General features: G+C 61.1%; 15 protein-coding genes. 6 read left to right on the top strand and 9 right to left on the bottom strand.

The features are described from left to right. Positions 1 to 143: 143 nt before the first annotated feature. The 4 genes from DXC52_RS08285 to DXC52_RS08270 form a co-directional block, all read right to left on the bottom strand. Positions 144 to 401, bottom strand: coding sequence for a helix-turn-helix transcriptional regulator (locus tag DXC52_RS08285; protein WP_158554623.1), 258 nt, complete (start codon positions 399 to 401; stop codon positions 144 to 146). Continuing rightward, the gene (locus DXC52_RS08280; RefSeq protein WP_117746882.1) at positions 347 to 1,687 is read right to left on the bottom strand and encodes a hypothetical protein; all 1,341 of its coding nucleotides are present in this window, start codon (positions 1,685 to 1,687) and stop codon (positions 347 to 349) included. The genes DXC52_RS08285 and DXC52_RS08280 overlap by 55 nt, the downstream gene beginning before the upstream one ends. Before the next feature lie 353 nt (positions 1,688 to 2,040). Next, positions 2,041 to 3,354 carry a DUF4038 domain-containing protein gene (locus tag DXC52_RS08275; RefSeq protein ID WP_117746881.1) on the bottom strand — a complete coding sequence of 438 codons (1,314 nt, stop codon included), beginning with the start codon at positions 3,352 to 3,354 and terminating at the stop codon, positions 2,041 to 2,043. 211 nt (positions 3,355 to 3,565) lie between these two features. Next, positions 3,566 to 4,993 carry a PTS transporter subunit EIIC gene (locus DXC52_RS08270; RefSeq protein ID WP_117746880.1) on the bottom strand — a complete coding sequence of 476 codons (1,428 nt, stop codon included), beginning with the start codon at positions 4,991 to 4,993 and terminating at the stop codon, positions 3,566 to 3,568. Between the two features lie 490 nt (positions 4,994 to 5,483). Between DXC52_RS08270 and DXC52_RS08265 the strand changes: the two genes are divergently transcribed. From DXC52_RS08265 to DXC52_RS08240, 6 genes are all read left to right on the top strand, one after another. After that, positions 5,484 to 6,821: a prolyl oligopeptidase family serine peptidase gene (locus DXC52_RS08265; protein ID WP_117746879.1), complete on the top strand. Its 1,338-nt coding sequence runs from the start codon at positions 5,484 to 5,486 to the stop codon at positions 6,819 to 6,821. 266 nt (positions 6,822 to 7,087) lie between these two features. After that, positions 7,088 to 8,599 carry a nucleoside hydrolase-like domain-containing protein gene (locus tag DXC52_RS08260; RefSeq protein WP_117746878.1) on the top strand — a complete coding sequence of 504 codons (1,512 nt, stop codon included), beginning with the start codon at positions 7,088 to 7,090 and terminating at the stop codon, positions 8,597 to 8,599. A 274-nt stretch (positions 8,600 to 8,873) separates the two neighbouring features. Next, complete coding sequence (locus DXC52_RS08255) at positions 8,874 to 9,611, top strand: DUF4428 domain-containing protein (protein ID WP_117746877.1); 738 nt, start codon at positions 8,874 to 8,876, stop codon at positions 9,609 to 9,611. A gap of 24 nt (positions 9,612 to 9,635) precedes the next feature. After that, a complete protein-coding gene (locus DXC52_RS08250; protein ID WP_117746876.1) occupies positions 9,636 to 10,958 on the top strand; it encodes a hypothetical protein in 1,323 nt (440 codons plus the stop codon). Between the two features lie 48 nt (positions 10,959 to 11,006). Further along, complete coding sequence (locus tag DXC52_RS08245) at positions 11,007 to 12,248, top strand: SPFH domain-containing protein (protein WP_117746875.1); 1,242 nt, start codon at positions 11,007 to 11,009, stop codon at positions 12,246 to 12,248. A gap of 80 nt (positions 12,249 to 12,328) precedes the next feature. Then, entirely contained in the window at positions 12,329 to 13,171 is an 843-nt protein-coding gene (locus tag DXC52_RS08240) for a hypothetical protein (RefSeq protein WP_117746874.1), read from the top strand. A 192-nt stretch (positions 13,172 to 13,363) separates the two neighbouring features. Here the strand turns inward: DXC52_RS08240 and DXC52_RS08235 are convergent, their stop codons facing one another. The 5 genes from DXC52_RS08235 to DXC52_RS08215 all read right to left on the bottom strand — a co-directional run bounded on the left by DXC52_RS08235 (position 13,364) and on the right by DXC52_RS08215 (position 20,553). Beyond that, positions 13,364 to 13,987 (bottom strand): response regulator transcription factor, encoded by a 624-nt coding sequence (locus DXC52_RS08235; protein ID WP_117746873.1) that lies wholly within the window; start codon positions 13,985 to 13,987, stop codon positions 13,364 to 13,366. Further along, positions 13,984 to 15,477: a sensor histidine kinase gene (locus DXC52_RS08230; protein ID WP_117746872.1), complete on the bottom strand. Its 1,494-nt coding sequence runs from the start codon at positions 15,475 to 15,477 to the stop codon at positions 13,984 to 13,986. The genes DXC52_RS08235 and DXC52_RS08230 overlap by 4 nt, the downstream gene beginning before the upstream one ends. A gap of 2 nt (positions 15,478 to 15,479) precedes the next feature. Next, complete coding sequence (locus DXC52_RS08225; protein WP_117746871.1) at positions 15,480 to 17,363, bottom strand: histidine kinase N-terminal 7TM domain-containing protein; 1,884 nt, start codon at positions 17,361 to 17,363, stop codon at positions 15,480 to 15,482. A 261-nt stretch (positions 17,364 to 17,624) separates the two neighbouring features. Further along, complete coding sequence (locus DXC52_RS08220) at positions 17,625 to 19,055, bottom strand: 6-phospho-beta-glucosidase (RefSeq protein WP_117746870.1); 1,431 nt, start codon at positions 19,053 to 19,055, stop codon at positions 17,625 to 17,627. A gap of 259 nt (positions 19,056 to 19,314) precedes the next feature. Next, the gene (locus DXC52_RS08215) at positions 19,315 to 20,553 is read right to left on the bottom strand and encodes an IS110 family transposase (protein WP_158554621.1); all 1,239 of its coding nucleotides are present in this window, start codon (positions 20,551 to 20,553) and stop codon (positions 19,315 to 19,317) included. Positions 20,554 to 20,865 lie beyond the last annotated feature (312 nt).

The raw sequence follows: 20,865 nt of genomic DNA, 5'->3' as shown, positions 1-20,865 counted from the left end.
ACGCACTCCTTCCGTTCTGCTTCGCTCAACATCACATTCATATGCCTTTGAGCGCCAAAACGGCAGGTGACAAATGTCTCATATTCATATTTTTGCAGGTAAAACCACCACAAAGGTGCCTGTCCCCTTCGTGGTGGTTTTGGCTAGTCTTGGGGTGTCCAGGACCAGAAGAAGTTGATGAGCGCCACGCGCGAGGCGGCACCGGTCTTTTTGTTGATCGAGGCGATGTGGCGATAGAGCGTAGAGCGCGAAAGGAAGAGCGCCGCCGCTACGTCCTGCACGCTGTCATCCGAAACGACCAACGCCTCCAGCACATCGCGCTCGCGCTTCGTAAGTCCAAAGGCGGCTACAAAGCCGTCGAGTCGATCGTCAAACGAAAGCTCCGGCGTCTCCAGGGGCACCGCATCGGCCTGATCGGGCGCACGGCCCATGCCAAGATCGTCGGTGGCAAGCGCCAGCCCGCTGTGCGCAGCCTCGCCCTCGGCACCTTGTCCAAACTGCCCCAGCAGCGAGATCGCAATGCCGACAAACAGCACGAGACGACGCCCACCGCCATCAGCACGTTTTGGCTCGAGATGATCGCCACCGCCGGCGCCGTCACAAGCATTGAGCAAATGTTGTTGATGGCGCGGCCCATGCACGGCCACAAATACGACCAGCGCGCATACATCGAAATCGCGGCGAACTTCGCGGTGAAGAACACCACGAAAAAGCCCGTGCCCAGGTAAAAGATAATCGTGGCGGCGAGCGCATTACCGCCGTTGCCATCGGTGATAAGCACGAAGAACGAGAGCGTGGACAACCTGGCGGCGCACGTCATGATGATATTCATATACGAGCGTCCGCGCAGGTCATACAGGGCGCCGGCGGCAAGTGCACTCACAACCAGCAGCAAGCGCGGCCAGTCGCCCAGATCGATGGCGCCGGCGGCATGCGAGGTCGTAAGACCGGCGTTGAGAGCCGCGAATACGCCGGTAAGGCAGGCGGTCGCCACCGTCAAGCGCACTACGGCACCTTGGAAGGCCGCCTTTGCCTCGGGATTATCGCGCCACTTGGCGCCATGCTCCGACGCATCGACCGATAGCTCGGCAATCTCGGCTTCGAACTCGGGCGCAGACTCATCACGCAATTTAGCTCGGCGGGTACCGTGAAGCAGCCCAACCAGCGCAATCGCACAGGCGATTAGGGCAAACTGTTGAGGGATGCCCGCAGGCATCACCATATGGTTGAGCACCTGTACCAAAATGCCCGCAGCATAAGAAACCGCCACGGCACGTGCCAAACAAGGCGTCTGCGCAAAACGCCGCGCCAGATTGGCATGGGCGGTCGATCCGCAGTAGCCCAAGGCGCAGCACGCCACCAGACCGCCAGCAATCACGACCTGAAACTGCACTGCCATGATCAACAGCAGCAATGCCGACACCAGCAGCACGCCCGTCATATCGCTCGTTGCATCGATTGCCTGGGGACGGCGATAGTACAGGAGAGGACGCACAAAATAGCCAATCACGCTCGCGCCGACGACGATGCTCTCGTAGATAACAACCTCGTTCGCTGGCACAAACTCGGCCACGCGTACGTCAAAGAAGTACTCGCCGGCCAAAAACGTGAAAAAGAAAAGCGCCAGGCACAGAATCTCCCGTATGCCCCGGCGCAAATATGCGGTTGTGTCTCCCAGGTCCCTCATGGTAACCCCCACCCGCTTAGATGTCCGGAGAACCATTTTAATGGAGAACGGGTCTTACTACACACGCAATGCCGGAAGTATTACACATCAGACCTCAATCGCCCTCAACAGCAGTTGCGGTGGAATACGGACTGTTTACAGCCAAAAAGGCTGGATTTAGACCGTATTTCACCGCAACCAAAAGAGCCCTTCTCCGATCGCGCGCTCAGTTGCGGTGAAATAGTTCCTGTTTGGCCGGCTTGGGGCACTTTTTAGGAACTATTCCACTGCAACTTATTGAGGGACTGGGTCGCATGCGATGGAGGAGGTGGAGAGATCGGAGGTGTTGGAGCTCGGGCGTTGGAGCGTAAGCGTTAGTGCTCGGGAGTCAGGACCACCAGGGCGTCGTGCTCAAAGGGATGCTGAGCTACGCGCACGGTACCGTCGCCGTTATCGCGAACGGGCAGCTTGGCGATACGCTTGGCCTCCATGTCGAGGGCCGTCGCCGACCAGCCGCGCGCAGCGTCGAGCTTAAATGTAAGCGCCGTGGTACGCGGCAGATAGGTAACGACACGCTCGCCAATACGCGCCACACGGATGGACTCGCGCGCGTCATCGAGCAGCTCCTGTGCCGGGATAACGGCGAGAGCGTCGTCGCTAGCCGTGGCACCCAGGCCGGCAAGCACGTGCTCGATGGCGGCAAAATCCCACACGCCCGCAAACTGCAGACACTCCTGCCAGCGGAACGGCATGTCAAAGCCCTCACCCAGCACCGAACCCTGGCTGCGCGATGTCTGCCAGTTCCAAACGCCGTGGGCGCCGTAGGTCACGCCCGCGCTGGCGCCGGCAAGGATCGAAGACCACACGCTCGCGCGACAGTCCTGCGCGGTAAAACGCCAGTACACGTTGCGCGACGCACCCATCTGCTCGTAGCAGGGCTCGGAGTTGACCATCGGCTTTTTGGGATAGCTGGCGATAAAGTCCTGCGGCAGGTGCCAGGCCTCGGGCTGGCCTTCGTAGTTGTGGCCGGGCTGGAACATATAGAAGTCCAGGCGGTCCAAATACTGCGCGGGAATCGTGCGGTTACCGCGATTGATGTGCATGGTACGCAGGGCCTCGGGCGCGCGCTTCGCAACCTCGTCGAGCGCATCCTCGTAATAGGCAATCGCCTCGTCACCGGCAAAGTCCGTGTCGCCCGTCACCACATAGACGGGATCGAACTCGCCCAGGTTCTCGACGACGCGGGCAACGTGGGCACGGACCTCCTCGCGCGGCATAACCTCGGCACCGCAACGCTCGGCGATCTTAGCGCCCCAGGTACCGGGCACGTAGTTGCACCACATGAGCACGAGCGCCGGACGAATGCCGTGCTCGACGGCAGCGCGGCACATGGCGGCGGCGCGATCCCAATACGCCTGGTTGGGTTGAGACCAATCAAAGCGCACGCCATCCTCGCTGGCATAGGGCCAAATGCCCAGATCGGGGCAGCAGCGATCCCACTGCGGCAGCGTGTTAATCTGCAGCACGTTCATGCCCTGCTCGGCGCGGCGGGTCAGATAGTAGTCCCAGTCGGCCTCGGGGATGCTGGTAAACGCACTCCAGCACGTATCGGCAAACCAAAAGAACGGCTTGCCCTCGCACAAAAAACCGTCATGACGACCGTTGACGGTCAGTTTTCCCAAACTCATCTGCATGTCCTTTCGCTCGATAAAGGAATTGCGAACCGGCAGAAGCTTTCGCGGTAACCCCTGATGCGAAAGCCCCCGCCGTTTAACAAACCCCTGCGGGCGGACACCACTTGCCCACTCCAGTCTACCTTGCAAGAAGGGCCCCGCCGGGCTTGCGCCTGACGGGGCCCTGTCGTGTAGGTAAGGTCGTATGCGACCGAATGGCTTGGCCTTAGGCCTCCATCTCGGCGAGCTCCTCCTTGGAGAAGCCGGCGACGAAGACGACGGCAGCGGCGATGACAAAGGAGATTGCCATACCGACGATAGCCCAGACGGTGTTCATCTGGCCACCCTGCAGGTAGTTGGTGAAGACCAGGAAGTTGGAGGCACCACCGGCGAGGTAGTAGGTAACACCCATGAGGCCGGAGAACACGGCGCCGATGGCACCGCCGATGAACATACCGAACATGGTGCGACGGAAGCGCATGAGGATACCGAAGAGTGCGGGCTCGGTGACGCCGCCGGCGATGGCGGAGATGACGTAGCCCAGGGCGAGACCCTTCTCGTCGGGGTTCTTCATCTTGAGGAAGGCACCGAAGGCGCAGCCCCAGACAGCGGCCATAGCGCAGTTGGTGGAAACGAAGACGAAGGGATCGTAGCCGGCAGCGATGATCTGAACCTGAGCGAGCAGGATGACGGGCATGTGCATGCCGCAGACCACGAAGAGCTGCCAGAAGGCGCCGAGGACGGCCATGACGATCAGGATACCGACGCCACCCATGTCAGCGAGACCGAAGAGGGCGTTAGCGATGAGGCTGCCGATCTCGTTGCCGAGCGGGGCGAGGACGATGAAGGCGATGGGGATGGTAACGATCATGGTGCAGAACGGCGTGAAGACCGTGGAGAGCACGTCGGGCATGACCTTCTTAAAGAACTTCTCGACGAAGTAGAGGACAGGCACCGAAAGGATAATCGGCAGGACGGACTGCTGATAGTTGGCAGCGGCGATCTGAATGCCGTAGACGGAGATGATTCCGCCGCCATCCTGGGTCGCGACACTCACGACGGACGGGGCCATGAGGGCGCCGCCGAGGAGCATGCCCAGAACCGGGGAGGCGCCGAGCTTCTTAGCGGCGGCATAGCCCAGGTAGATGGGGATAAAGGTGAACGTGGCCTCGTACAGGGTGGTGTAGAGGAACGTGTAGGTCGGATCGGTGTCAGAGAGAACGCCGAGCATGGTGGGACCGAGGACCGCAGCGATGGTGCGGAACAGACCGCCGGCCATGAGCAGCGGGATCAGCTGGGTCATGGAGCCCGACAGATAGTCGAGGATGATGTTCGGCAGGTTCTTGAGCTCGAACTTCTCCTTGGGAGCATCGAGGTTCTCGTCGACCGCGGCACCCTGCTTGACGCCGGACATGGCGACGAACTCGGCGAGCACCTTGGGCACGTTCTGGCCGATGATGACCTGGAGCTGGCTGCCGGCGAACTGGCAACCCAGAACACCCTTGACCTTCTTGATCTTCTCCACGTCGGCCTTGTTGTTGTCCTTGAGCGTCAGACGCAGGCGCGTCATGCAGTTGGTGGCGACGGAAACATTCTCCGCACCGCCCACGAGCTCGAGGACATCGGTGGCAATCTGCTTGTTATCTACTGCCATGGGACCCCTCCCCATATCATCGTGTGCCTACTCGTTTGGGCGTAGGCACGCCTTTGGCTCGGCGACTATAACCCCTTACGGCCACCGAACCCTTGGATACGCTGTCGTAAACAATGTGTTTACTGAACGTTTACTGGCTTTAGTTTACACGGAACGTCTAATTTGTGGCAATTTTGCCGTCTGTAGTCCGGTGAACGGTAGGAAATCGGGGGTGAACGTACTTGAACGGTAAGGGATTGTCTATTTGACGCTCTGCTGCTAAATGCCTATTTACGTGGTCTTTTAATTTGGTAAACACCTCTATTCTTTGTTGACCCATCAACAAAAGCCCTGCTAAATGGTGATAAACGAATGTTTAGTAATTTGTTGAGTGTTCATTTTGACCGTTTACCGAGTTCATCTGCCTGTTCTGTAGCTCTGCATTAAACTAAACATGTTTAAGTTGTATTGCCGCTGATGTTTACCACTCGCGGCGCAGAGGAGGCAGCTCATGGAACTCAAATCGTGCACCTACGCAACCGTCACCACGCTGGGAGACTTTGGCCCCTGGATCAGCAAAGTCGTGCTCGACCTGCCGTGCACCGTTCACGCCAACGATATCGATGCGCGCACCTTCCATATATATGTAGAGCGCCATGAACGCACGGGCGAGATCCTGATGCGCAAAGAGCGCGGCGCCGACCACGCCGCACCTTCCGTAGGCTATGTCGACGTCCTCGCCGCCTATCCGTGCGATGAGTGCGGACGCAAGCTCGCCTTTGGCACCCATGTGGCGCTCGAGATCGCCGAGCAGCGCCTGACCAAGAAGATCGAGGGCAGCGTGATGGGCTCGCGCTTGCTCGACGACCAGCTGCGCATCACGCAGCTCGCGGCCCTTCCCGGCAATGACGGTGACGATCCAACCTGCGGCCTGGTCTTTGACACCTGCCGCGGCGACATCTGTCCCGCGCTCAAGGGCTGGAGCAATGCCACGCAAAAGACCGCCGTCAACGGCATCGCGCTCGAGTACGGCTTCTTTGAGCCCAGCTTTAAGGCCGAGGACTCCGCCTGCTTCAACCCCTTCGCGCCCGAAACGACAGTCGTGCCCCAGAAGGCCCCACTCGTGGTGTACCTGCACGGCGCTGGCGAGGGCAAGGGCGCTACGCAAGGCGAGGGCGCCACGCGCGCTTATATCGGCAACCGCGTGACGGCCATCAGCCAGGCGCAGATCCAACGCTACTTTGGCGGCTTTGCCTGGGTTCTCGTGCCGCAGTCGCCCACGTTTTGGATGGACAACAGCACTGAGCAGCTCGGCCACTCCAACCAGAGCATCTACTCCCCCGTCATTAAGGCGCTCATCGACGAGTTTGTCGCCGAGCATGCCGACCGCATCGACACCGACCGTATCGTGGTCGCTGGCCTTTCCAACGGCGGCTTTATGACGCTGCGCCTGTGCGCCGACTACCCCGATTTCTTCGCGGCGGGCCTTCCCTGCTGCGCGCCGTGGTACAACGCCACGGACGAGGACGTGACCGCCCTTGCCAAGACGCCGCTGTGGTTTACGCACTCCAAGGGCGATGAGCTCGTGATCCCGCAGGAGACCGTGCTGCCGCTCACGGCTCGCCTGCGCGCTGCCGGCGCCAACGTGCATCTCACCTACTTTAGCCATGTCGAGGACCTGACCGGGCGCTACCGCGAGGCCGACGGCTCGCCCAAGAAGACGTTCAACCATGGCGTGTGGATCCACCAATTCAACGACCTGTGTTATCAAGACTTCGACGGGGGCAACGTACTCATCGACGGCGAGCCGGTGGGCTGCTGGGAGTGGTCGGCCAGAGTTTCGAGGTAGCCATCCCATCGGGGGCCCTGACCTTTAGTTTTGTAAACGTCCTCGCGCCTGAGCCCCGCTTATCCTGCTCCTTCGGAGCATCGGATAAACGGGGCCCGCGCTGCGGAATGTTTACAAAACTAAAGGTCAGGGCCCCCTAAGTTAACGTTGTTCGAAACGCTGGCCGGGCGCTTCCGGCAGCGCGCCGGGTCGGTGGCGATGGGGACGTGGGTCCCGTCTTGCCTTGCGCGTAACTGGCTGAATTGATTTTGATTGGAGCTGTTCCTATGTCCCAAGAGCTAACTCGGGTGATTGTTACTACTGATATGGAAGTCGATGATATGAACTCGCTCATTCATTTGGCTCTGTATCTCAATGTGCTTGATGTTCAGGCCGTGGTGTATACGGCTTCGCAGTATCACTTTCTTGGGGATGGGGTTCATACGCTCGGTGAGGTGAATTCGCATTGGCGGACCAAAGGGCGTCGCTCTTATGAGTGGGATGTTGTGCCTCATGAGCCCGATCCGCTGGCCGGCGAGCTTCGTGAGTATCGTCCGTTTCCCGAGCATTGGATTGAGAGCCTCTGGAGTAATGAATATGCTCAGGCTTGGCCGCAGCTGCAGGCAAATGCGGCCGCTGCCGGTGAACCGCCGTTTCCCACGCCTGCCCAGATGATCGAGCGCACCTTTGTGGGAAATGTTGCCTTTGAGGGTGATGTGGCCGAGGAGACTGAGGGTTCGCGCGTGATTGCTCAGGCAATCTTGGATGATGACCCGCGTACGCTTTGGCTGCTCAGCTGGGGCGGCATGAATACCATTGTTCGTGCGCTCATGAGTATTGCTGAGCGCTATCGTGATACGCCTGAATGGCCTTCTGTGCAGCAGCATGTCTATCAGAAGGTGCGCGTGATGGGCGTTGCCGATGGCGTGGGGCAGGACAATTCTTGGCTCGACCATGGGCGTGAGCTCTTCCCCGATCTCATCTTTTGGTGCGTGCCCTATATGTATGGCGGCTATGTCGATGCCAAGATGGCTCAGCCCGATTCGTTGCCGTTGTTCCAGGCTCCCTGGCCCGAGCAAAATCTCACGCAGGGCAACGGCCCCCTTATGGCGCGCTATATGCTCTATGGCGATGGCAAGGTGTACGAAAACGAGCCCGAGCGCTTTCAGTTTGGCAAGCATGCGCGCTTGGACTGGGGCCTGGAGGGCATGCCTGCGATGCAGTTTGAGCGCGGCGACTTTATGGCCGAAGGCGACTCAATGACCTATATCCCGCTGCTGCCGTTTGGCCTGCGCGGCATCGATAACCGCGACTTTGACACGTTGCTCGGCCGCATGTTCCTCGACGGGCATCCCGACTCGGACGCACCTGCCGGCTTTGCAGCCATAGGCACGCCCGTCGATGGCAATCCTAATCCCTATCTACGCGCCTATCAGGAAGACTTCGCCGCCCGCGCGCAGTGGTGCGCCCACAAGCCCGCGGCCTGCTCGCATCCGGCGTATGTTGCCGAGGTCACGGGCGACATGAGCGCCGCAGCCGGTGAGCGCATTGACCTTGCAGCGACCATCGTCGACCACGATGGTAGGAGCTTCGACGCGCATTGGAATGTCACCATGGGACCAACGAGCTATGCAGGCGCTCAAGATCTGTCGCTGTGGCAGGGATACGCGACGGACGCCACGTTCACCGTGCCCACCGATGCACAACCCGGCGACCGCATCGTGCTCACCCTCAGCGTGCAGACGCGCGCCGAGCGCCCCTGCACCCGCTACGCCCAGGTCGCCGTGACCGTGGCATAACAAGGACGGCGCCCACATTCGGCATGGAGTGTCCCCAACTGCTACTCATTTAAGTACGTCCCCAATGACTACCCAGAAGTTGCGGTGGAATAGTTCCTGTTTGGCCTTCTAAGGCCGCCATTTAGGAACTATTTCACCGCAAGTTATTTGGGGATGAAAAATGGGCCATGTGTCCCAGTTGTGGAGACCTCTTGAGCCGTCTGGGTATCGTGAAAGATCGTGCGCTCCCCCATCATCAAAAGTGACACACGCTACCTGTTGATGGGAGGCAAACATGGGCTTCTTTGACAAGATGTTCGAGAAGAAAGAGTGCGCGATTTGCGGTACCGAGCTGGGACTTCTAGGTAAGACCAAGATCAACGAAGGCTACCTGTGCAAAGAGTGCGTCGGCAAGCTCTCTCCCTTCTTTGGAGGCTATCGCTCTAGCACCGCGGACGACATTCGCGAGCAGCTCGCCTATCGCGAGGCCAATGCCGAGCGCCTGGCATCGTTCAACCCCACGCGCACGCTTTCTGCCGGGCGCACCAATATTATGCTCGACGAGGACGCGGGCCTGCTGATCATTACTTCGCAGACGCGCTGGCGTGACGCCAACCCCGACATCATCGAGTTCTCTCAGGTACTCGGCTGCGACATGGACATCGATGAGCACCGCACCGAGATCTATCGTGAGACCAAGGACGGCGAGCGTGAGAGTTATGACCCGCCGCGCTACGACCTGGATTACGACTTCAATCTGACCATCCACGTCAACACGCCGTACTTTACCGAGATTGACCTGCGCGTGAACGACTCCACCATCGAGCAGCGCGGATCCATCGAGTACCGCGAGGCCAAACGTCAGGCAACCGAGGTTCGCGACGCGCTGGTGCAGCTGCGTCAGGAGACGCGCGATAGCGTCGTTGCCGCCAAGGCCCCCAAGACCGCGGTGACCTGCCCCTTCTGCGGCGCCACCACCATTCCCGATGCCAGTGGGCGCTGCGAATACTGCGGCGGCGCCATCGGCGCATAGCCTCCGGCACGGAAAGGACCGATCATGGCCTTCGAGAGCGTTAACTATCAGTGCCCTGCCTGCGGTGGTCCCCTGCATTTTGCCAGCGCCGAGCAAAAGCTTGTCTGCGACTACTGTGACTCACGCTTTGAAGTCGAAGAGGTCGAGGCTCTCTATCGCGAGCGCCAGGACAAGGCAGATGCCAAAGCCGATGCGGCGGCCGCAGCATCCAAGCCCGCATCCGACGATGCGGTGCAGGAACTGGCCCAAAACGCCGGCTATATCTGCTCGTCGTGTGGCGCCGAGCTGATCTCGGACGGCACCGTCGCCGTCTCCACCTGCCCGTACTGTGGCAACCCCGCCGTGGCACCTGGTCAGCTCTCGGGCGACTTCTCCCCCGACCTGGTGATTCCGTTTAAGCTCGGGCGCGACGATGTCTTGGCCGCGCTCAAGGAGCACTACAAGGGCAAGATCCTGCTGCCCAAGAGCTTTGTCACCGGCAACCACATCGACGAAGTCCAAGGCGTCTACGTGCCGTTTTGGCTCTACGGCGCCCGCGTGGACGGCGAAGTGCACTTTGACGCGACCAACGAGACCGTGACCGAGGAATCCGACCGTACCGTCACGACCACCGACCACTACGATGCCTACCGCAAGGGCAATATCTCGTTTGAGCGCGTGCCCGTCGACGGATCGTCCAAGATGCCCGACGGCCACATGGACGCCATCGAGCCGTTTGACTACGAAGCGCTGCGCCCGTTCTCGGTCGCCTACATTCCCGGCTACATCGCCAACCGCTACGACGAGGACTGCGAGACCTGCAAGGCCCGTGCCGAGCGCCGCATGGAGGAGAGCACGATCTCGGCCCTGCGCGAGACCGTCGTCGACGAATACGACGACGCCACGGTCGAAAGCAAACAGCTCGACTACACCTGGGAAGACAGCGACTACGCCTTGTTCCCCGTCTGGATGCTCTCGACCTCGTGGAACGGCAAGAGCTACCTGTTTGCCATGAACGGCCAAACCGGCCGTATGGTCGGCGAGCTCCCCTGCTCCAAGCCCAAGCTCATTATCGCCTCGCTGCTGTTCTTTGTGATCGGATTTGTCCTCTCCCAGATTCTCTTTATGGGCGAATACGCCTTCGATCCGGATTACCTCACCTTTGATATCGAGGGCATCCTCATCAACATCGTCGCGCCGCTAATCATCGTGATCATCGGAGACGTGCTGCTGGTAGGCCAGCTCAAGACGGCCAACGAGGCGACTCACGCCGACGAGTACTGCGGCGAGCTCGACCTGGTCGAGAAGCACGACACCTTCAGCCACACCGAGACCACCGTTGTCATGAAGGACGACAAGGACGACTAAGCAATCCGACCAATACCACCCGGACTTTGACGAGAAAGGAAGATCACCATGGGACTCTTGAAAGCTGGATTGGGAGCTGCCGGCGGCGTCATGGCCGACCAGTGGAAGGAATTTATCTACTGCGAATCGATGCCCGCTGACGTCTTGGCCTGCAAGGGCGTCAAACGAACCGGCGGCCGCAGCTCCAACACACACGACGAGGACAACGTCATCTCCAACGGCTCCGTCATCGCCGTCAACGACGGCCAGGGCATGCTCGTGGTGCAAAACGGCAAGATCATCGAAGTCGCACTGGAGCCCGGCGAGTTCGTCTTCGATACCGGCAGCGAGCCGAGCGTCTTTAGCGGCAACCTGGGCGACTCCATCAAGGAGACCTTCGCCAATATCGGCAGCCGCTTTACCTTCGGCGGCGACGCGGGCAAGGACCAGCGCGTCTACTTCATTAACACCAAGGAGATTATCGGCAATAAGTACGGCACCGCCTCGCCCGTGCCCTTCCGCGTGGTCGACAACAACATTGGCCTGGACGTCGACATCTCCGTGCGCTGCAACGGCGAGTATTCGTACCGCATCACCAACCCGCTGCTGTTCTACACCAATGTATGCGGCAACGTGACCGATAGCTACACGCGCGACAAGATCGACAGCCAGCTTAAGTCCGAGCTGCTCACCGCCCTGCAGCCCGCCTTTGCCAAGATCTCGGAGATGGGCATCCGCTACAGCGCCATCCCCGGCCACACCACCGAGCTCGCCCGCGCGCTCAACGAGGTCCTCTCCGCCGACTGGCGTGACCTGCGCGGCGTCGAGATCGTGAGCTTTGGCGTCAACTCAATCGCCGCTTCGCAAGAAGACGAGCAGATGATCAAGGACCTGCAGAAGGCCGCGGTCATGCGCGATCCCACGATGGCGGCCGCCAATATCGCCAGCGCCCAGAGCGACGCGATGCGTGCGGCAGCAGCCAACCCCAACGGCGCAATGGCCGGCTTTATGGGCATGGGCATGGCAGGCGGCATGGGCGGCATGAACGCCAGCCAGCTGTTCGCTGCCGGCCAGGCGCAGCAGCAGGCCGCCCCGCAACCGGCTCCGGCCCCCGCCCCCGCACCGGCTCCCGCCGCCGCGCCTGCGGCCGGCACGTGGACCTGCAGCTGCGGCGCCACCAACACCGGCAAGTTCTGCCCCGAGTGCGGCAGCCCCGCGCCTGCCCCGGCACCGGCCAAGTGGTTCTGCCCCAACTGCGGTAGCGAAAACGGCGGCAAGTTCTGCAGCAGCTGCGGAACGCCCAGGCCCTAGCCCCTCTATCTGGTAATTGGCGGGGAATCCGCCGCCCCCGCTCCTGCTTCTATGGGTTTCGTTCGATTAAGGAGGACACCATGAAGACAACGTTCAAAAAGTCCGTGCTCGCATTCCTGACATGCGTCCTGGCGCTCGCCTTTGCCCTGACGGGCTGCAGCGGCGGCGCCAAAGACCCCAAGGCCGACTTCGTCGGCAGCTGGGAGCTCTCGGGTGGAACCGTGGATGGCGAAGAGCTGACCGATGAGTACATGAAGATGCTCGAGGATTGGGGTGCCCACTGCGTCCTGATTCTCGATGAGGACGGTACAGGCGCCCTCGACCTGTTCCTTGAGGTTGTCGACCTTAAATGGGAGGCAAAGGACGCCACCACCGTGACGATCACCGCCGAAGATGAGTCGCACGACATGAAGCTCAAGGACGGCAAACTCATCCTCGAAGAGGATGACGGCAACCTCGTCTTTACCAAGTCCGACAAGGATCTGTCCGGCACGGTGAAGAAGGATCGCGAGGCTGCCGAAAAGGAAGAGGAGATCGATGAGGCCGTCGAAGACGACGACGCCCAGCGCGCCGAAATCTCCCCCGCCGTCACCGTCGCCGATGACGATCTGTGCACCATCACCGTCACCGAGAAGTTCAAGGACGACTGGGGCGACATCGGCTTTGTCGTCAACATCACCAACAAGAGCGACAAGGACCTGACCTTCTACGCTCCCAGCGGTAAGACCAACGTCAACGGCACCATGAAGGAACCCTGGTTCTCTGCCCACCTGATGCCCGGCACCAACGCCACCGAGGAATTCACGTTCTCGAGCGGCGAGCTCGATAGCCTTGACGACCTGGTCAACACGACCATCGGCATCGATGCCTACCTGACCGATTCCTACGAGGACGTCGCCTCCTACAGCGCAACCATCGCGTAACGGCAGACATCGATAGTCGCGGATTGGCGGACACATCCGCGCACATGCCATGCGGGGCCGCAGGAGTTGATCCTGCGGCCCCGTCGCTTTGTGCCGACAGCACTGCCCGCACAAGCAGGCCGCCCGCCGTTGCAGATGCGAAACGGCGGGCGGCCTAGTTTTTTAGCGTCGATGTACGGGCGAGTGTGCCGACTACGGGCGCTCCATATTGGGAACGATGCTCCCCTCGGTCACCGCATGCACTGCCAGACGCATGATGTTGTCGTAGCCGGTCTTGCTCAGGATCTCGGAGATGCGGCGCTTGATGGTGCCTTCGCTCATAAACAACTCGGCCGCGATCTCGCGACGGCTCTTGCCTTCGCAGGCAAGGCGCAAAATCGACAACTCAACGTCGTCGAGCGCCGCCGTGCCCGAAAAGATGCTTTCGGGCGGCTTGGGAAACGTGCAATAGCCCGCCAGCGTGGAGCGCATCACGGCAAAGAGCTCATCGATGCCGACGTTCTTGTACACAAAGCTGTCGACGCCTGCCTCGCGCGCCTGATCCACAAACGTAATCTCGGGCATGCCCGTCATGATAATGACGCGGCACTCGGGCAGCTGCTCTTTGATGCGCGCCGCCGCCACGATGCCGTTGGAATCGTGCTCGGTGCACACGTCCATCAAAATCATGTCCGGATGCTCCTTGAGCGCGACGTCCAAGGCATCTGAGGCATCGGCGATGGCGGCAACAACGGTCATGTCGGGCTGGTCCCCAACGGAGCGCGCGAGGCTCTCGCGCAGGATGGCCTGGTCTTCGACGATCAAAACGCGAATCATGAGCTTCTCCTTTGAACCGTGGCGTTGGAACTCAGCGGAATGGATACCGCAAGCGTGAAGGGCGGGGCGGCGCGAACCTCCAGGCTGCCGCCCAAATCTTGTGCGACATGCCTCATGCCTGGGATACCCGTTCCCTCTCGATACGATACGGGAGCAGGCGCCCCGTCATTGGATATCGTCATATGCGCAATGGCACCGGCAACCGGCCCCTCCTGCCACAGACGAACATGAACTTGGTGTGCCTGGGCGTGCTTGGTGGCGTTGGTCGAGGCCTCGCGGATAATCTGCAAAAAGGCCGTCGCGACGCGCACGTCCCGAGGGAGCACGCCCTCTACATCAATCTGCACGCTCACCAGACCAAAGGCGTGAACGATATCGTCCAGCTGCTCTTTGGGCTCGCTGGCACCATCGCTACGCAGATCGGCGGCGATTGAGCGCAGCAGCGGGTCGATCTGTTCGAGGGATTCGTCGTCCAGACGGCCTTCCTCCAAATAGCGATGGAGGATGGACAGGCGTTGACCGATTACGTCGTGCACACGGGCGCGCATGCGCAGGTAGGCCGCATTGTCGGCAACCTTCTTCACTTCTTCGATCTGCGTCTGGAGCTCCTGGCCCGCAAGCTCGAGCAGGTGGTTAGCCTGTACCAGGCGATCATAGGCGTGCGCGTATTCCGTCACGTCTAGGCCGATAACGCGCTCAAACGGACGACCCGAAACCATAACGGCATCGCGTGCAAACAGGCGGATTTCGGACGGGGATACCTCGACCACAGCGCGATCTTCGCCAAAGCGACCCAAGTCAATCAGGGCGCGGTCTTTGCTTCTCTCGGGCGGCTGCATGCCCAGCTGGCGCAGGCTGCTCCACGTACCGCTCATATCGCGCAGGTCGGTGGGCATATGAAGCTCCAGCAGGTTTTTGCGCATGCAGCGATTCATGAGCAGCGGGCGACCCTTTGGGTCCAGATACAGAATGCCCACGGGAATCACGTTGATGGTCTCGATGGTCGAAAACGCGGTGATGTCCTCTTGGCGGTTGCGAACGTCCATCAAAAGCGCCGCGATGGAGCGGAATAGGAAGAACGCGGCCTCTGCGACAAGAACCGCCGTCCATGCCGGGCCCATGACGCAGACGGCAGGCGGCGTCGCGGCGGCAACGAGCAGCAGCTCGACCAACATGACGGGGCGACGATAGTGCACCATAAGCACCACGCCATAGATAACAATTGCAGCGTTGATCCACAGCAGCGCACCCGCCGCCTTGGCGACGACGTAGAGCGGCGCCACCAGATATGAGCCGCTCGATGCGAACAAGATAAGCGCCGAGATAATCAGGTGAAGCACCAGGCTCGCCTCGTAGGCACAGATCACCTTGCGGTTATAGGATGAGCGGCGCGACACGATGAGCGGAACGTGAATCATCTGCAAGCACGCAGTCAGGGCAAAGACGACGTCGAGCGCGACAATCTGGGGAAGAATGAGCGGCATCTGCATGGTCACTCACCTGCCCGCGGCATCAAGACGATCATGCGCAGCTGGCCTGGCTCGCCCTCGAGACGATACGCCACGTTGCGACCCTGCAACTCGCGCTCGAGTTCATGCGCGGCAGGCGTCTGTGACAGGTCTTCCTCGTCGTCGGAGAAGAGCGTGGCACGCAGTTCAACACTGCACGAATCGTGATCGCTCAAGTGGTACATGAGCGCCGGATGATCGGTGGTGTAGGCGAAAAACGCAAAGTCGTACACGCAGTCATACAGCGCGCTTACCGTGCTGGCATGCATCGGGCGTCGTATGGCGATAATCGAGGCACAATCAACATCGATGGTGCGCAGGTCACTTGCCAGCTCGTTAGCGATCAGCTGGATGCGGTCGCGATCAAAGCCACTCTCCCCGTGCTGTGCCAAAGTAAGCGACCCCTTGCGTTTGCAATAGGCGACAAGCATTTTGGCGCATTGCAGCATGCGAAAGCGCTCGCGCGAAGACGCCTCGTCGGCCAGCGGCGGCAACGAGCTCAGCACGCCATACATCTCATCAAGTGCACGGGCAAGCGCTTTGTCCACGTCTTGCACCAGCAGGGTTTCGGCCTCCTGGTCCGCCAAGTGCGTCTTTAAGTCGTAGTCGGCCACAAGCAGCTCGTTTTGACGCTGCAGGTCCATGCGTCGATGGGCCAGCTCGCGGTTGAGCCCGTTGAGCTCCGACACATCCTGGGCAAGCAGGGCAGATCCGCCCAGCAGCGAAAAGGCTCGGTACATAACGTCGGGGGCAGACGGCACGGTAAAGGCATGGGCATGCCCATGCTCCTGGGCCCGCAGCTCCTCGCGTACGCCCTCTGGCGTTGGCTTTGACACCGGCGTGGCATAGACTTCCCGCAGGTCGCGCGTTAGAACTTTGAGGTCGAGCGGCAAGGTGTCGAAGATGCCGGCGATATCGTGATACGACGGGATGACGTCACAATCGAGGCAGATCTCCATCGTCAACACGCACAGCACGCAGTAGACGAGCGAAAAGTTGAGTTTCCACGCCCAAGGCATGCGCAGGGCGTATGAGATGGCAAAGAACGCGCCGCCCAGCAGCACGAGTGCCGCCGTGCCCGAAAAGCGCTGGATACGATAGGACGAGGACCGACCCACCAAAATGAAGAAGGCGACAAAGTTAAAGGCCGTCCACACTAAGACGGCGAAATAGCCCCAGCCGTACGTGTAGTCGTTGCTCCAGGTGTCGCTTGCGCGGTCAAAGTGGAATACCTGCCGGTGGAAATCGTTGGTGAGCACAAAACCGATAAGCAGGATGGCCACAATCCACAGGATGCTGCGGTAGCGGCGGCCCGCACGGTGCTGTTCCAACCCCGCAAGGCGCAGACCGCACAGCTGATAGAGCAGCGGAACGAGCGTCATAGGCACGTAGTACAGGTACCACAGCACGGTGGCATAGAACGGCGTGAACGACTTGTACTTGAGGATGACCTCGATCATCCACAAGGCGCTGATGGTGGCAACGGCAACGAGGCGCCGGCGCAAGACGTAATCCAGACAGCGCAGATAGACCAGCACACCCCAGATTGAGAACGCGACGGCAGCGAGGAGCAGCGGAATCGAGCTCGAATGGATAAGCCCGTCCACGACCTCTTTGGACACCTCGTTATAGATGGGCACGGTGTTGGAGAGCTTGGGATCGGAAGCGAATGACGCCGGCAAGACCGCCAAAAGCAGAAGAAACAGTGCGGTTATGACGCCGGCAATGACGAAGGCGCGGCGACGGTACACCAGGTGCGTTATGCCAACGAGGAATCGCGGCATGGCGAAGAGCCTGCCGCCCCTGGGATCCGCCACCGGCGCGGATCGGGCGGCCACATGGCCGATATGTCGCTCGCGGGTACCCATAGTGCTTTTAGTGTACCGACAGGCAGGCTCAAAAAACGGGCCGCATGTCCCAAAATCCGTAGACGGCAAAGCGCCCGACGAGCACAAACTGCTCGCCGGGCGCTTTGGTTAGGAGGCTATGCGGTTGGACTTGCGAAGAGCCGCGGTCGAGACTGCCTCCTAAGGGCCTGAGGTGCTCAAGATTGGGAGCGACAAGCCCGACGAAGCGTACTTAAGTACGCGAGGAGGGTTGGAGCCCCAAGGTTGAGTGCCTCAGTGTCCTTAGGCCAAATCTTCGCCGTTGGAAGCGATTACCTTCTTGTACCAGTCGAAGCTCTTCTTCTTGGAGCGCTTGAGGGTACCGTTGCCGGCATCGTCGCGGTCGACGTAGATGAAGCCGTAGCGCTTGGACATCTCGCCCGTGCCGGCCGAGACCAGGTCGATCGGACCCCAGGTGGTGTAACCCAGCAGGTCGACGCCGTCCTCGGTCACCGCGTCGCGCATCGCGGCGATGTGCTGGCGCAGGTAATCGATACGGTAGTCGTCGTTGATGGAGCCGTCCTCCTCGACAACATCCTTGGCGCCCAGACCGTTCTCGACCACAAACAGAGGCTTCTGATAGCGGTCGTACAGGTCGTTGAGGGTAATGCGGAAGCCTAGCGGATCGATGGCCCAGCCCCACTGGCTCTGCTGCAGGTAGGGGTTCTTGGCACCGGCGAAGGCGTTGCCCTGGGTCTTCTCGACGTCGGGATTGTCAGCGCCCGCGGAGCAGCGGGTGCTGTAGTAGCTAAAGCTGATGAAGTCGACGGTGTTGTCGGCCAGGATCTCGCGGTCCTCGTCGGTCATGCCCACATCGATGCCCAGGCGCTCGAGCTTCTTGACGGCATAGGCCGGGTAATAGCCACGGCTCTGGACGTCGACGAAGAAGTAGTTGTCCTGGTTGTCGAGCTGGGCCTGGCGCACATCGCCCGGGCGACAGCTGTAGGGGTAGTAGGTGCCGGCAGCGAGCATGCAGCCAATCTTGACCTCGGGGTCGATCTCGTGGGCGATCTTGGTGGCCCAAGCGCTGGCGACGAGCTCGTTGTGGGCGGCCAGGTACTCGACGGCTTCCTTGTTCTCGCCCTCCTCAAAGACCAGACCTGCGCCCATAAACGGCAGGTGCAGGATCATATTGATCTCGTTAAAGGTGAGCCAGTACTTCACCAGGCCCTTGTAGCGGGTGAAGATCGTAGTCGCAAGGTTCTTGTAGAAGTCGATGAGCTTGCGGTTGCGCCAGCCGCCGTATTCCTTGATGAGGTGAATCGGGCAGTCGAAGTGCGTGATGGTCACGAGCGGCTCGATGCCGTACTTTTGGCACTCGCGGAACACATCTTCATAGAAAGCCAGGCCGGCCTCGTTGGGCTCAGCCTCGTCACCGTTGGGGAAGATGCGGGTCCATGCCAGGCTCATGCGGAAGGTCTTAAAGCCCATCTCGGCGAAGAGGGCGATGTCCTCCTTGTAGTGATGGTAGAAATCGATGCCGGTCTGCGCGGGATAGTAGTAGCCATCCTCGAAGTCGAGCATCTTACGCTGGCCGGAGACCACCGCGTAGCGCTCAGCGCCGTGCGGCGCCACGTCCACGTTAGCCAAGCCGCGACCGTCCACGTCGTAGGCACCCTCGCACTGGTTGGCAGCCGTCGCGCCGCCCCACAGGAAGTCTTTACGGAAAGCCATACATCGATCCTTTCACACGCTGTTTGTCATAGGCTCAGTATCTCTATAAACGGCACGTCGCTCAACGGCAACGGCGCAGGTCGACACTTCTTTTCGCTCCCGCATATCGGCAGACGGTGCGCTCCTGACACTTTTTGATACCTCGCGTGCACGAAAAAGCACCCGCCCACACGCCGCGAACGTCAAGTGAGTAGACTTTTTGGCAAAACTCAACCAGACCCGCCTTTGACGCCATCAAAACCGACGCTCCTATAAGTTGTCAAGAGGCAGTTTGCGGGAGCGCTCTCTCCAATTCGCACAGGAGCTCGTAATACCTCCTCTCCAGTTTCGTCGACCGCCGTTTCCCCCGTTCCAAGTGCCCGAGTGTGGCTGCGGACAGGCCGAGCTCCGCGGCGGCTTTCTTCTGAGTCACCCGCATCGCCTTGCGCATCTTCGCGAGCTCGGGGCCTTCCGGCGCGGCGCCGTCGGGGTTCGGGTCCATGAGCACGCGGTACACCTCCCGCGCTATGTAGCGCTTCAGGCAGCGGACCGCCTCCCGCCGGGACTTCCCCTCGGAGGTCCGCCTCGCCACGTACCTCCTCGTCCTCTCGTCGTACGCCATGCGCTTGATCGCGATCTCGTAGAGCGCCCAGTTCGCCTGCCGGTTGCCGCCGCGGTTGAGCCTGTGCCGGTCCGTCTTCCCGCTCGACGCGGGGATCGGGGAGGCGCCGCACATCATCGAGAACGCCGCCTCGCCCTTCAGCCTGCCGGGGTTGTCGCCGGCGGCCACGACCAGGGCGGCGGCGGTCGTGGTGCCGCAGCCCTCGACGCCGAGCAGCGCGGGCGCGTTCGCCTCCAGCAGCGCGCGGATGCGCTCGTCGAGGGACTCGACCTGGCTGCGGGCCTCCTTCCAGACCGCCGCGACGGACCGCAGCGAGGCCAGCACGCTCTCCTCGAGCGCGTCGCCCGCCTTCCTCCCGCGCGCGAGCAGCGGCATGAGGTCCTTCGGCCGCTCGCGGCCCCTGAACCGCTCCCTCAGGGCGCTCGGGGCCGTCGTGAGCATCGACTTCGCGCAGGCCACGCAGGACGTGGACGTCGCGACGGCCAGCCTGCGCGCGACGTAGAGCTGGCGCACCGCCTCGACCCAGCCGTCCTGCGACTTCGGCACGGAGCAGCCCTTCCCGGACGCCGCCTTGCGCGCCGCGCGCTCGGCGTCCAGCGGGTCGCTCTTCCCCTCGCCGGGCCTCACCTTGTCCCTCTTGGGCCTGAGCACCTCGACGACGTTGTACCCGAGCTCCACGAGCCTCCTCGTCAGCCCGGCCCCGTACGATGCCGTGCCCTCGACGCCGACGACCATGCAGCTCCCCGGGTCGCCTATCGCCTCCGCCAGCCTGTCGTAGCCCTCGGGGTCGGCCCCGAAGCTCCCGCTCCGGATCTTCCTCCCGAGGCCGTCGAGCAGGCACAGGACATGCACGTCCTTGTGCGTGTCGACGCCCGCGATGACCGTTTCGCCTTCCATTTTCGCTCCCCTCGGTCTGCCGCCTGCTCCGCGCCCGAGCCTCCCAGACATTGCACTGACGGGAGCGCTACAATCCAATTGGCTTGTCCGATTGTCCGCGCTCATGCTCCTATTAGGTCATGGCAGGACTCCGGGACGCGGATGCCGGGGCGAGACAGGTCGGATTTGAGGACGGCCGAAGAGGCGTCAGCAGGTCAGTGGGTCATCGTCCCGGCATTCAGCATCAGGGTAGCGCTGCGACGCGGAAATCGCGCGCCGTTGCCGCGCCCCGCAGTGCCCGCTTCCCCCGAGAACAATTATCAGTGCAGGTAG

It is taken from the genome of Collinsella sp. TF05-9AC, assembly GCF_003438495.1.
In the GTDB taxonomy this organism is placed as follows: Bacteria; Actinomycetota; Coriobacteriia; order Coriobacteriales; family Coriobacteriaceae; genus Collinsella.
This window is presented reverse-complemented; position numbering and strand designations above follow the sequence as displayed.

Coding starts and splice junctions, on each gene's coding strand:
- DXC52_RS08280 (WP_117746882.1), bottom strand. CDS start 1,687: ATGAGGGACCTGGGAGACACAACCGCATATTTGCGCCGGGGCATACGG.
- DXC52_RS08275 (WP_117746881.1), bottom strand. CDS start 3,354: ATGAGTTTGGGAAAACTGACCGTCAACGGTCGTCATGACGGTTTTTTG.
- DXC52_RS08270 (WP_117746880.1), bottom strand. CDS start 4,993: ATGGCAGTAGATAACAAGCAGATTGCCACCGATGTCCTCGAGCTCGTG.
- DXC52_RS08265 (WP_117746879.1), top strand. CDS start 5,484: ATGGAACTCAAATCGTGCACCTACGCAACCGTCACCACGCTGGGAGAC.
- DXC52_RS08260 (WP_117746878.1), top strand. CDS start 7,088: ATGTCCCAAGAGCTAACTCGGGTGATTGTTACTACTGATATGGAAGTC.
- DXC52_RS08255 (WP_117746877.1), top strand. CDS start 8,874: ATGGGCTTCTTTGACAAGATGTTCGAGAAGAAAGAGTGCGCGATTTGC.
- DXC52_RS08250 (WP_117746876.1), top strand. CDS start 9,636: ATGGCCTTCGAGAGCGTTAACTATCAGTGCCCTGCCTGCGGTGGTCCC.
- DXC52_RS08245 (WP_117746875.1), top strand. CDS start 11,007: ATGGGACTCTTGAAAGCTGGATTGGGAGCTGCCGGCGGCGTCATGGCC.
- DXC52_RS08240 (WP_117746874.1), top strand. CDS start 12,329: ATGAAGACAACGTTCAAAAAGTCCGTGCTCGCATTCCTGACATGCGTC.
- DXC52_RS08235 (WP_117746873.1), bottom strand. CDS start 13,987: ATGATTCGCGTTTTGATCGTCGAAGACCAGGCCATCCTGCGCGAGAGC.
- DXC52_RS08230 (WP_117746872.1), bottom strand. CDS start 15,477: ATGCAGATGCCGCTCATTCTTCCCCAGATTGTCGCGCTCGACGTCGTC.
- DXC52_RS08225 (WP_117746871.1), bottom strand. CDS start 17,363: ATGGGTACCCGCGAGCGACATATCGGCCATGTGGCCGCCCGATCCGCG.
- DXC52_RS08220 (WP_117746870.1), bottom strand. CDS start 19,055: ATGGCTTTCCGTAAAGACTTCCTGTGGGGCGGCGCGACGGCTGCCAAC.
- DXC52_RS08215 (WP_158554621.1), bottom strand. CDS start 20,553: ATGGAAGGCGAAACGGTCATCGCGGGCGTCGACACGCACAAGGACGTG.